Origin of the sequence: Streptomyces sp. SCSIO ZS0520 (assembly GCF_025643355.1) — a bacterium.
Classification (GTDB): domain Bacteria; phylum Actinomycetota; class Actinomycetes; order Streptomycetales; family Streptomycetaceae; genus Streptomyces; species Streptomyces physcomitrii.
Genome location: NZ_CP092644.1, coordinates 3,753,646 through 3,765,686 on the forward strand (window position 1 = coordinate 3,753,646; position 12,041 = coordinate 3,765,686).

Genomic DNA, 12,041 nt, shown 5'->3' on the forward strand with positions numbered 1-12,041 from the left:
TCGGCGATCTTCGGGCCCGAGTCGGCCTCAGTCGGCCGTGGACGGCCTCGGGGACGGGCGGTGCGGGCCCAACTCCCGCAGCACCTCCCCCAGTTCCTCGGCGGTGAGGGCGGCGCCCGGCAGCGGGGCCGCGGCCGGGGCGGCGCGCAGTCCGTCGAGGAGGAGGGCCAGCGGGCGGCGCCAGGCGTCCGGAGCGGCGGCACCGGTCAGCGCCGGCACCGCGCGGCCGAGCGCGGCGAGCGTGAACAGCAGGTCCTCGGCGGTGACTTCGGCCCGGACGCTGCCCTCTGCGCGACCGCGGTCGAGCAGGAGCTCCACCGTACGGCGGTTGTGCGCGTGCACCGCGTCCAGCGCCGGGATGCCCCGCAGCGGGGTGGTCATCAGGTCGTTGGTGCCGCGGTCGGCGGCGAGCACGGTGAAGACGGCCGCCAGATAGCCGCTCAGCCCGGCCCAGGCGTCCGGCGCGGACCGCGCCCGCTCCCCGGCGGCCATCGTCTCGGCCAGCGGATCGCGGAAGACCGCGTCGACCAGGGCGACCCGGCTGGGGAAGTGCCGGTAGAGCGTCGCGTTGCCCACCCCCGCCCGGCGGGCGATCACATCGAGCGGCGCCTCAAGACCCTGCTCGGCGAAGACCTCCCGGGCCGCCCCGACGAGGAGGTCCCGGTTGCGGCGGGCGTCGCGGCGACGGGGAGGGCCGGAATCGGACGGGGCGCCCGCGCCGGACGACGGGGCCGCGCCGGACGAGCGATCCGCGTCCGCCGAAGGGCTCGGATCGGGCGGGCCGAGGGTCATGGTGTTCGTCCTCCGTGGCGGCGGGAATCGGGAAGCGGGGAGCACTCCCCGGTACGGATGCTATCGTCGGACGAGAAATGGGGAGCACTCCCCACTTACTTCCTCGGCTGCTCGCCCACTCCACGCGCTGCCCGCGGTCTCCGCGCCGTCCTCGGCCTCCGCGGTCGCCCCGCCCCCGGCCGAGGACCCCGGACGAAGAAGGAAGGTGGCAGGCGATGGCCGCGCCCACTCTGGAGCAACTGGCCCCCGCAGGGCATGACATGGCGGCCGATCCGTATCCCGTCTGGGCGGAGCTGCGCGCCCGGGGCCCCGTGCACCGGGTCACCGTTCCCGAGAGCGGGGAGTGCTGGCTCGTCCTCACCCACGAGGCGGCGCGCACGGCGCTGACCGATCCGCGGCTGCGCAACGACCTCCGCCACTCCTCCTCCTGGGGGAGCGACGGCGGTCACGCCATCGGCCGCAATATGCTCCAGAGCGATCCGCCGCAGCACACCCGGCTGCGGCGGCTGGTCGCGGGCCACTTCACCCCGGGCCGGATCACCGCCCTGCGCCCGCGGATCGAGGCCCTCTGCGCCGAACTCCTCTCCGCGCTCCCGCGGCAGGGCACCGTGGACCTGGTCAGCCGGTACGCGCTGCCGCTGCCGGTGACCGTCATCTGCGAACTGCTCGGCGTCCCGGACGTGGACCGCGCCCTCTTCCACATCTGGTCCAACTCCCTTGTCCTGCCCGCCTCGCAGGAGTCGGCCGCCGCTGCCGCGGCCGGGCTGACCGGGTATCTCACCGAACTGATCGACCGCGTCTCGGCCTCCCCGGACGGCACGCTGCTCAGCGACCTGGCCGAGGCGGCGCGCGTCCCCGCCCCGCTCGGCGCCGAGGCCTCCGGGCCCGGATCCGCGCCGGGGCTCGACCGCGAGGAACTCCTCGGCATGGCCTTCCTGATCCTGGTCGCCGGGCACGAGACGACGGTCAACCTGATCTCCGCCACCGTGCACAGCCTCCTCTCCCACCCGGACCAACTCGCCCTGCTCCGCGCCGATCCCGCCCTGATGGAGTCCGCCGTCGAGGAGTCGCTGCGCCTCAACTCCCCCGTCCACGCGAGCGCGTTCCGCTTCGCCGCCGAGCCCCTGGAACTCGCGGGGACACGGATACCCGCCGGTGACGCCGTCCTGGTCTCGCTCGCCGCGGCCTCCCGCGACCCGGCCCGCTTCCCCGGCCCCGACCGCTTCGACCTGCGGCGCCGGGCACAGGGGCACCTCGGCTTCGGTCACGGCCTGCACCACTGCCTCGGCGCCCCGCTGGCCCGCGCCGAGACCGCCCTCGCCCTGCGCGGCCTCCTCGCGGACCGCCCCGAACTGGACTTCGCCACCGACCCGGCGGAACTCCCGTGGCGCTCCAGCACCTTGCTGCGGGGGCTGGCGGAACTGCCGGTGGTCGTGGGGTGATCGGGTCTGCCGCCGAGGTGGTCGACGGCGCTGTCCGGCCGCCGACCGCCCGCCCGGAGTGCGCCCCCGCGCCCCCGGTCCACTCCGGGAGCGGTGTGACCACCCCATGATCCTTTCGTTGAGGGAGGCAGCGGCCCCCGGGCGGACGTCCGGCCGCGAGGAACCACCGCGAGGAGGAACCGACCGCGAGGAACCGGTCCTCAGCCCCCTCCCTGAGAAAGGCACCCCGCTCCATGGCCCCTCCTCAACTCCCCCGGCGCTTCCAGCGATCCCCCCGCGTCCCGCGCCCCACCACCCCGCCGCAGACGGAGCAGGCGAAGGCGGAGCAGGCGCAGACGGAGCAGCCGCAGGACTCACGGAGCACCGAAGCTCCGCAGGACTCAGGAACCGCGGAGCCTCCGCAGAGCCCAGGGACCACAGAGCCTCCCCTCGGCCTACGGAACAAGGAGCACCCCCAGCCCCCGGGCCCGGCCCCGGCCCCGGCTCCGGCTCCGGCTCCGGCCGCCCAGGCAGGCCCCCGCAAGCGCGCCTCGCAGGGTGAGGCAGAGGCCGAACTCCTGGACCGGTACACCGCCTTGGTCCGCCTCGCCTATCTGACGCTGCCCCCGTGGCTGACCCGGCACCGCAGGGTCCTGCGCGCACACGGGGCGGCCCAGCGGGCGCTGCCGGGTACGACCGGTCTGCGCCTGCCCCGGCAGCGCGGCGAACGGACCGCGGGTAGCCCGGAAGCGAGCGGCGTCGGCACCGGAACGCCCGATGCACCGAGCGCCGGAACGGCCGGTGGACCGAGCGCCGGAACGGCCGGTGGACCGAGCGCCGGAACGGCCGGTGGACCGAGCGCCGGAACGGCCGGTGGACCGAGCGCCGGAACGGCCCACGGGCCGAGCGCCGGGCTGGGTGACGGAGTCCGCGCCCGGGTGCTCCGGTCGGTGCTGCGGCTGGAGCGGCGGCCGCGCGGGTGGCCGAAGGCGGTGCCGCCGCCGCGAGCGCTCCTGCCGGGGCTGCCCGTGGTCTGGGGGCTGCGGGTGTTCCCCCGGGCGGGCGGGGCCGAGGAGATCGCCCTCGCCCAGGCGCTGTCCCGGGTGCCCGCGCCGGTACGGGCCGCCTTCGTCCTGCGGCGGGTGGACGGGCTGCCCGAGGACCGGGTGGAGCGGCTGCTCGGCGCCGCCGGGGTGGACGAGCCCGCCGCTGCCGTCCGCGGTGCCCGGCGGCTCGACGACTCGGTGAGCCCGACCGCCGAAGCCCTGCTGCGTTCCCGGGAGTTCGACGCCTGCTCGGTGCAGACCCGGCCCACCGACCTGGTGCGGCGCCGCAGGCGCAAGCGGCTGGCGCAGGCGCTGCTCGCGCCGGCCGCGGTCGGCGCGGTGCTCCTGCTCGCGGCGGACCCGCGCGAGGACTCCGCCCCCTCCTCCGGCGCTGCCCTGCCCTACGGTTCCCTCGCGCCCGGCTCCGGAGCCCTCGACCCGGACCGCCTGGTACGGGTGCCGTCCGGCGCCTGGGCCGACACCTCGCGCGTCGACTTCACCGCCTGGCCGGTACGCGGCGCACGCGCCGACGACCGGGAGCTGCTCACCCGCGCCCTGACCGCCTGGACCGCGCCACCCCGCGGCCTCCGCGCCCGCTCGGTGGCCGGCACCCCGACCGAACCCCCCACCCGCGCCCCGCAGTTGCTCTACGCGGGAGACGTACCGGGCACCGGAGCCGCGCACCCCGCTACCTCAGGAACCCCAAGAAAGAAGGCAGTTGACGGAGAAGGCGGCGAACCGGCGGACACCGCCGTCGTCCTGTTCAGCGACGGTGAGCGCCTCGCCCGCTACCGCGAAACCCGCGAGGGCACACCGGACTTGGAGATCTCCCGTACGGACAACGCCGATGTGACGACCGCCGCCGCCGTGGTCCTCACCCGGGCGGACGGCGCCGCCCGCTATCTGACGGCGCCCTGGATCGCCGAGGCGGGGACCCGGGACCTGCTGCGCCCCGAGACCCCCGGGCGCCCGCTCGGCCTCGGCCCGGACGGCGTGACCGGCTGGGTGCGCGGCCCCGGCGCGGGCGGCGCCGGGTGCCCCGACTGGCCCGTACTGCAACTGCGTTCCTCGCCCCGGATCGTGGAGAAGCACGCCTTCCTCCTCACCGACCTCGGCGGCCTCTCGGCCGCCCACCTCACCTACACCCCGCCGCCCGGCCACGGCCCCGCCCGGCGGCCCCGCGAGGCCACCGGTTCGGCGGCGCTGCTGTCCTGGGCGCACTCCGCCTGCCGCCTGGCCACCCTGCGGGACAGCGGCGTACGGGCCGTCAACACCTGGGACTTCGCCGAGCAGGAGCTGCCGGAGGACGCCGGCCCCGCCGTGTGGACCTGCACCCGCGCCTCGACCTGGCGCGGCCCCGGCAGCCTCCTCGTCCAGTTCCGTACCGCCCAGGGCCCGGCGTCCCGACCGGGCCGCGTGGTGGCGAGGACCCGGGACACGGCCGCCTGCAGCAGGTTCGGCCAGCACATCGTCGCGGGCACCCCCTGGCGGGCACCCTCCGGCCAGGAGTTCTACCTCGCCGCGGGCAGCCGCGAGGTCACCCGGCTCACCGCCACCGGCGGCGCCCAGGCGGAGGTACGGGGCCGGACCCTGGCCGTACGCACCGGACGTACCGGCGAGGCATCCGGGGACGGCACCTCCGCACCGACGCGGCGAGGGGCCGACGAGACCGCACCGACGCGCGTGACCGGACGCCTCGCCGACGGGGAGGTCCTGCGCCAGGTGCGGTGACCCTGAGGCGAGGACACGAGGCACAGCGCGGAGCAGCGGGCACGCGGCGTTCTCAACTACCGCCGCTGCCCCGCGACTTCGCGCCTTCCCTCGCTCTCTCCTTCTCTCCTTCTTTCCTTCGCTCCTTCGCTCCTTCACTCCTCCTGCTCGACCCGGCGCTGCCACTCGACGCTGCCGAGCGGGAAGTCGTAGCCGGGGCGGTCCGCGTTCGCGCTGGTGCGGAAGGGCTGGCCGCGGTTGTCGATGCGCACGGTGCCGCGGCGGGAGCCGCTCGACCACTCCAGGGACATCTCCCAGCGCACATCGTGCGCCTTGCTGCGCGCGTTGATGTAGAAGACCTCGGGGTCGGACTCGCTGACCTTGTACGGGAAGTCGCCCTGGCTGCCCTGCGCCACGACGGCCGGGCTCGACTTGTCCAGGTCGAGCCCGAACTCCTTGGGCACCACCCTGCCGCCGCAGCCGACCGCCATCGCGTAGTCGTTCCATGCGAGCGGGGCGCCGCTGCTGATCACCCGTACATGCAGCGCTTCGAGGACCACGGTGTCCTTGCCGGTGCCCTGCACGGTGAGCGCGACCCGCTGCTCGTCGGAGGAGACGGCGCCGTAGGCGGCCGCCCAGCGCGGGGCGTTCGGCTCGTCCGCGGGCGGGCCGACCTGGGACGGGTCCCGGTTGACCAGGAAGTGCTGGCTGCACGGTTCGGCGTAGGTGTACGGGCGGACCGCGACGCTCAACGGGTCACCGCTCGCGGCCTCTTCGGAGCCGCCGTGGGAGCCGGGCTTGACCGGCACCGAGGTCTCGGAGGCCCGTCCGGACGGCGAGGTGCTCCCCTTCGGCTCCGAAGCGGAGGGACTCGGCTTGCCGGTGGGCTTGCCGGACTTCTCGCCGTCCGGCCCCGAGGTGACCTCCGGGTCCGCCTTCCGCCCGGCCTCGTCCGCGTCCCCGTCCGGCAGTGTCAGCGCGAGCGCCGCACTGCCGAGCACGGCCGCCGCCACCAGCGAGGCGACCAGGGCCACCCGCCGCCTCCGCAACCACCGCGGCGAGGAAGCGGACGAAGGAGAGGGAGTGCGAGCGGGGGAGGGGGAGGAAGTGGCGGACGGGGAGGGCGAGTTGGGAGCGGAGGCCGAGGCGGTATCGGCCACGGACCCGGAAGCGGATACGGCCCCGGCCACCGGCGCTTCCGATGCCGCTGCCGCCCCGCTCTCCCGCCCCTCCTTCTCGCCCTTCCCGTCCTTCTTGTCCTTCTCGCCCTTCCCGTCCTTCTCTTGCTGCTTCCCCTCCGGATCCCCGCCGGTCGACGGGCCCGGCCTGCTGCCCCGCGAGGCGTCGGCCAGGATCCACTGGCGGTGCAGCTCCACGAGTTCCGCGGGGGTGGCCCTGCAGAGCCGTGCGAAGCGCTCCACCGGGGCGTAATCGGTGGGAACGGCCGTGCCGTTGCAGTACCTGTGCAGCGTGGACGTGCTCATGTGCAGCCGCTTCGCGAGGGTTCCGTAACTCAGACCGGAACGGTCCTTCACCTCGCGCAGCAGACTCGCGAACCCCTCCGGACGCCCGTGATCCTTCGGCCCTGACACCTGTTCCTCCGCCTCCCGCATCCCGGTCCAGCGTTCCAGGGCGGTCGTGTTCTCGCAGTTCAGAGCCGGTACGAACGTTCCAGCATCCCGTGCGGACGGCCAGTTGTGGCCGCTGGGACACATCGCCGTACAAGCTCAAGCTCGTCCTGGTCATCCAAGCACCAGGCCCATCTCAGACCGAAGGGGATCCTTCCGCATGTCCGGCATCCGTTCCTCCCGCATCCGCCTGCTCACCGCCGCCTCGGCGGTCGCCCTCACCGCCCTCTCCCTGACCGCCTGCGAAGACGGCACCGGCACCCGGGACGAGGGAGCTTCGGCGTCCGTCGCCTCGGGGGCGAGCGGCGAGCAGACCCCGGGGTCATCCCCCTCGGCCGGCCCGTCCGCCGGTTCGGACAAGATCTCCTCCGGTACGGACGACGAGTCATCCGGTACGGGTGGTTCCGGTGGTGCCCCCGCCGCGCCGGAGAAGACCGGCCAGGCGCCCGCCGACGCCGGTGGCGGAAAGGGGAGCGGCACCTGCACGGGGAGTAACACCCGGACCGTCGCCACCCAGGTGTCCCGGCCCCTCAACCGGATGCTGCTGACCGTCACCAACACCGGCAAGTCCACCTGCTACCTGTACTACTACCCGGCGGTGAAGTTCGGCGCGGCGCAGTCGGTGCCCCCGGCGGTCGAGGAGACCAAGCCGCAGGCGGTCGTCACGCTGGGTCCGGGCGAGTCCGGTTACGCGGGCGTGAACCTTTCGGCGGCGGACGGCAGCGGTGGCAAAGGTCACACTGCGAAGAGCCTGACGGTGTACTTCAGCGGCCGCTCCGGACAGGGCAGCACCGGCGCCGGAGCCCACCCGGCGCTGCCCGCGAAGGGGGTCCACGTGGACGACTCGGTGAAGGTCACGTACTGGCAGCAGTCCATGGGCGACGCCCTGGAGTGGTGACCCCCGGGTGCGCCCCCGCCCGTACCCCGGGACGGTCCGCGCGCGTGGCCGACGTGCCAGGATGGGTAGACCGGATCCAGGAGGAAGACGGGCGAACCGGCCCGGGAGGCACCGCAGTTGTGCGCCTCCGGGCCGGTGCCGGCGGTCCGGCCGCCGAGCGAGACGAGGGAGCGTTGTTGCGGTGAGCAGTGTCAGCAAGGGACTTGGCAAGGTGGAGGTGGCGGTGCGCTGGGACCCGAGTCCCTCGGGCGCTCCCGCCCACGACCTCGACATCATCGCCGCCACGTACACCCAGGACGCCCCGCAGGGGCCGCCCGAGTACGTGGTGCACCACGACAGCCGCGCCCCCGACGGCACCATCAACCTCAACCGGGACAGCCGCACCGGTGTCGGCCTCGGCTTCGACGAGGTGATGGTGCTCGAACTCGACCGCCTCGCCGAGCGGTTCACCCGCGTCGTGGTGGGCGTCGTCATACAGCAGGGCGAGGGCCGCCTCACCTTCGGCGAGGTCGAGGGCACCGGCTACCGCGTCCGCGAGGGCTACACCGACCTCGCCGAGGGCGACTTCGCCGCGGTCGCGCCGAACACGGCGGTCGTGCTCGCCGAGTTCGCCCGGGACGAGCACGAGGAATGGCGGATCCGGGAGGTCCTGCGCGGATTCGGTGGCGACGAGGCGGACTTCGTGGCCGCGATGGGCGAACTGCACGGCTGAGCACGGGCGTTACGGGGGTGGACGGCCGACAGGTGAGGGCCGTGAACCGCGACGGCGACCGGGGCGAGCAGCGCCCTGAAGACGCCGCGGTCGAGAGCGAGTTCCGCGCGGGCGGCTGAAACCTGGCAGCGGGACCGGCCGGTGCCGAGCGCCCGCCCCCTTCCGTGCCGCTCTCGACCGCCCCCGGTCAACTGCGGGCGGTACGAGGCCTATGCGGCCCGTACCGTCCGCCAGGTCTTCGGACGGGTCTCCGGGGAGTCCGGGCTGACCGAGAAGACCGTGTTGCCGGTGGAGACCACCAGGACGTCGCGGGCGAGGGTGAGCGAGGAGACCGCGTCCATCTCGCGGGGCGTGGTGCCGCCGTCCTTGGCGCGGGGCTCGCGGGTGCGCCAGCGCTCCTCGCCGTCCTCCCGGCCGAGGGCGAGCAACCGCCCCGCGGAGTCGGCGAGATAGACCTCCCCGCGCCGGGCCGAGACCACCGGCTCCGAGGGGTACGTCATCGAGGTGCGGCGCTGCCAGCGCTGTTCACCGGTGGTGGCGTCCACGGCGGACAGCTCGCGCCCGCGGTCCCGGGAGAAGTAGAGGTCGCCCTCGCGGAGTCGGGGCTCCGCACCCGGTGCGAGCGAGTCCGGCAGCGGCACGGTCCGCTGCTTCCCCGTACGCATGTCCACCCGCACGATCTTCGGGTAGTCCCGATCGGGGAAGACCACCTTCCCCGGCGGCAGGAAGACGAGGTCCCCCTCGTCCGCGCCCACCATGTCCGGCACCCGCTCCTGCTCGGTGGGATGCGTATAGAGGGCGTGCAGCTTCCGCGCGGCGGTGTCGACGCGGTACCAGGTCGTCTTCCCCCGGTCGTACTGGCTGTCCGCACAGCTCGCGAAGAGCTTCCCGCCGACCCGCGCGGGCTCGCACCACCGGCCCTTCGGCACCGGGACGCGCCACTTCTCCTCGCCGCTGCGCGGATCCCAGGCGACGAGAGCGCCGCCGGGGCGGTAAAGGGGCGTCCAGTCCTCGTAGTTGTGGTCCTTCGGCCGGTTGGTGATCTTCGTCGCCTCGTCCCCGACGACCGTGTCGCCGTGGAGGACCGCCGCGGACCGGATCCGGTGCCGCCAGCGCTGCTCGCGGCTCTTCTCGTCCAGGGCGCGCACCAGCCGCTGCCCGCCGAGCGCCTGGCTCGTGTTCCCGGGACCGGTCGGGTCCGTCTCCTCGTCGAGGAAGACCATCCCCCGCGCCCGGCCGAAGTCCGCGGCCCGGTCCGACCCGGACTTCTCGGGGTGGTAGGTCTCGGCGCCGGGCCCCTCCGCACCGGAACCACCGGACCCACCGGACCCACCGGAGTCGGGCTCCCCCTCCTCGGACTGATCGGACCGGTCGGACCGGTCGGGTTGATCGGGACGGTCGGAGTCCTCTGGGATGTACGCGCCGTCGCGGACTCGGAGCCGTTCGTCCCGGAAGCCGGTGCCGGAGCAGTTCAGCGTCTCGGGGTCGCCGGTCCGGCCGCGGGTGGCGATGCGCTCCTCGTCCAGCGCGTTTCCCGGGTCGGTGCCCTCCGCGCAGGCGTTCTCCTCGCCGGGGCCGGTGTCCCGGCCGCCGCCCTCGAAGGCGGTCCCCCAAGGGTGCCAGCCCGCCGGTTCCCGGGCGGCGGGCGGTTCGTCCCGGCCCTCGTCGCCACCGCCGGTGCAGGCGCTCGCCGCGCACATGCCCAGCGCGAGCAGCAGCGCCGCCGTACTCCGGGAGGCACGGCGCCCCCCGTACGGCCTTGGGTGCCCGAGTCCCACGTACGTCCCCTCCTCGCCGTCGGCCGCGGTCTCGCCGACCGGCTCCCCGCTCGACGGCCCCCGCCCCGACCCGCACTCGTCTGTCCCGCTGTCCCGCTGTCCCGCTGCCGCGTTGTCCCGCTGCCGCGTCCGGTCGGCCTGCGCATGCCCGCGAGGCAGCCCATCATCCGTCTCCTAAACGCGCGATAAGGCAGAGGGAGGGCAGGCCTGGGAGACCCGGGGCCGAGGAACGCCCCACCGCCCGGGGCGCCTACAGCGCGAAGAGCCTCCGCGCGTTGTCATGGCAGACGGCGCGCAGCCAGGCGGTGCCGAGGCCGGTGGACTCCAGGGCGCGGAGGGCGTCGGCGTAGGAGTAGGGGATGTTGGGGAAGTCGGTGCCGAGGAGTACGCGGTCCCCGAGGTCGGCGAGCCGGGGCAGGGCGCGGCGCGGGAAGGGCATCGACGACTCGGCGAACTCGGTGAAGTTCATGGTGGTGTCGAGCATGACCCGCGGGTGGCGCTCGGCCAGGGTGAGGAACTCCTCGTACTCCGGCATGCCCAAGTGGGCGATGATCAGGCGGAGTCGGGGAAATCGGCGCAGGAGCAGGCCGGTTGGGGCCGGTCCGGTGTAGGTGCCGGGTGCGGGGCCGGAGCCGCAGTGGGTGACGACCGGGAGGCCGGTCTCGGCGAGCAGGCCCCAGACCTCGTCGAGCAGCGGGTCGTTGGGGTCGTAGTCCCCCACCTGGAGATGGCACTTGAACACCCGGGCGCCCTGCTCCACCGCCCGCCGGACGTCCTCGGCGGCGCCCGGTTCGGCGTAGAAGGTGGCCGTGTGCAGGCAGTCCGGCGTACGGGCGGCGAAGTCGGCGGACCAGTCGTTCAGCCAGCGGGCCATGCCGGGCTTGTGCGGGTAGAGCATCGAGGTGAACGCCCGTACCCCGAAGCCGCGCAGCACCTCCAGGCGGCGCTGCTCCTCGTGCCGGTAGGCGATCGGCCAGGGCCGGTGCCCGAGCAGCGGTCCCGCGGTGTCGAAGTACGCCCACACCTTGGCCAGCACCCGTTCCGGCATGAAGTGGGTGTGTACGTCGATGAGTCGGCCGAGTCCCAGGGAGCGCCGGAACGCCGCCACCTCGGCCCGCTCCCTTTCGAGGCGGGCGGCTTCGGCGGCGGCGTCCGGGCCGGGTCCGGCGTCCGGGACAGCGCCCGGGCTCAACTGCTCTTCCTGCGGGGCCTGTTCCGGCACCAGAGTCCTCCAAGTCGTCGTCGGCGGACCCTGGTGCCGGACACCCCTTGCGCTCGGGTGCCTCAGGCGTCCCGGCGCCGCAGCATCAGCCAGCCACCGGCGACGGAGGCGAGCACCCACAGGGCCATCACCAGGAGTCCGCCCCAAGGACCGTACGGGGTGCTGTCGTCGGCGGGGGCGACCACCTGCATGATGCGCATGCCCGCCTGGTCCGGCAGCCAGCGGCCGAACTTCTCGGTGGCGGAGATGCTGCCGAGGATGTTGGAGATCAGGAAGAAGAACGGCATCAGCACGCCCAGCGAGAGGGTGGCGCTGCGCAGCATGACGGCGACGCCCATCGAGAAGACCGCGATGAGGGTCATGTAGAGCGCGCTGCCGAACACCGCCCGCAGCACCCCGGAGTCGCCGAGCGCGGCACTGTGGTCGCCGAGCATCGCCTGGCCGACGAAGAAGGCCAGGAAGCTGGTGACCAGCGAGACCGCGAAGGCGAGCCCGGAGGCCACGGCGATCTTGCCGAAGAGGAAGGCGCTGCGCCGGGGCACGGCCGCGAGGGAGGTGCGGATCATGCCGGTGGTGTACTCGTTCGCCACCACGAGCACACCGAAGACGATCATCGCCAGCTGACCGAGCGAGGTTCCGGCGAAGCTGATCTGGGTGGGGTCGAAGGTGAGCTGGTCCTGGCGGCTCATGTCGTCGAAGCCGCGCTCGGCGAAGATGCTGATCACCGCGCCGAGCGCGATGGTGACCGAGGCCGCGAGCGCCAGCGTCCAGCTGGTCGAGGAGACCGAACGGATCTTGGTCCACTCGGAGGTGAACACCTGTGTCATCGCCATC

The 12,041-nt window shown here is 74.1% G+C and carries 9 protein-coding genes; 4 read left to right on the top strand and 5 right to left on the bottom strand.

Features of this window, described 5'->3' with window-relative positions; genetic code table 11:
• Positions 1–27: 27 nt before the first annotated feature.
• A complete protein-coding gene (locus MID12_RS14435) occupies positions 28–792 on the bottom strand; it encodes a TetR/AcrR family transcriptional regulator (RefSeq protein ID WP_263167585.1) in 765 nt (254 codons plus the stop codon).
• A gap of 215 nt (positions 793–1,007) precedes the next feature.
• Between MID12_RS14435 and MID12_RS14440 the strand changes: the two genes are divergently transcribed.
• Both MID12_RS14440 and MID12_RS14445 read left to right on the top strand, forming a co-directional pair.
• Positions 1,008–2,234, top strand: a complete 1,227-nt coding sequence (locus MID12_RS14440; RefSeq protein ID WP_263167586.1) for a cytochrome P450 family protein — start codon at positions 1,008–1,010, stop codon at positions 2,232–2,234.
• Positions 2,235–2,791: 557 nt separating this feature from the next.
• A complete protein-coding gene (locus MID12_RS14445; protein WP_411577060.1) occupies positions 2,792–4,990 on the top strand; it encodes a hypothetical protein in 2,199 nt (732 codons plus the stop codon).
• A gap of 134 nt (positions 4,991–5,124) precedes the next feature.
• Here MID12_RS14445 and MID12_RS14450 read toward each other — a convergent pair whose 3' ends face one another.
• Positions 5,125–6,582 (bottom strand): helix-turn-helix domain-containing protein, encoded by a 1,458-nt coding sequence (locus MID12_RS14450; protein ID WP_263167587.1) that lies wholly within the window; start codon positions 6,580–6,582, stop codon positions 5,125–5,127.
• A 175-nt stretch (positions 6,583–6,757) separates the two neighbouring features.
• Here MID12_RS14450 and MID12_RS14455 point away from each other — a divergent pair, with 175 nt between their 5' ends.
• Together MID12_RS14455 and MID12_RS14460 are read left to right on the top strand one after the other, a co-directional pair.
• Entirely contained in the window at positions 6,758–7,495 is a 738-nt protein-coding gene (locus MID12_RS14455) for a DUF4232 domain-containing protein (RefSeq protein WP_263167588.1), read from the top strand.
• Positions 7,496–7,556: 61 nt separating this feature from the next.
• Positions 7,557–8,207 carry a TerD family protein gene (locus tag MID12_RS14460; protein ID WP_078844967.1) on the top strand — a complete coding sequence of 217 codons (651 nt, stop codon included), beginning with the start codon at positions 7,557–7,559 and terminating at the stop codon, positions 8,205–8,207.
• Between the two features lie 209 nt (positions 8,208–8,416).
• Here the strand turns inward: MID12_RS14460 and MID12_RS14465 are convergent, their stop codons facing one another.
• The 3 genes from MID12_RS14465 to MID12_RS14475 form a co-directional block, all read right to left on the bottom strand.
• Positions 8,417–9,985: a PQQ-like beta-propeller repeat protein gene (locus MID12_RS14465; protein WP_263167591.1), complete on the bottom strand. Its 1,569-nt coding sequence runs from the start codon at positions 9,983–9,985 to the stop codon at positions 8,417–8,419.
• A 250-nt stretch (positions 9,986–10,235) separates the two neighbouring features.
• Complete coding sequence (locus MID12_RS14470; RefSeq protein WP_397914447.1) at positions 10,236–11,033, bottom strand: amidohydrolase family protein; 798 nt, start codon at positions 11,031–11,033, stop codon at positions 10,236–10,238.
• A gap of 236 nt (positions 11,034–11,269) precedes the next feature.
• Positions 11,270–12,040, bottom strand: coding sequence for an ABC transporter permease (locus tag MID12_RS14475; protein ID WP_040250751.1), 771 nt, complete (start codon positions 12,038–12,040; stop codon positions 11,270–11,272).
• Between the last annotated feature and the right edge of the window lies 1 nt (position 12,041).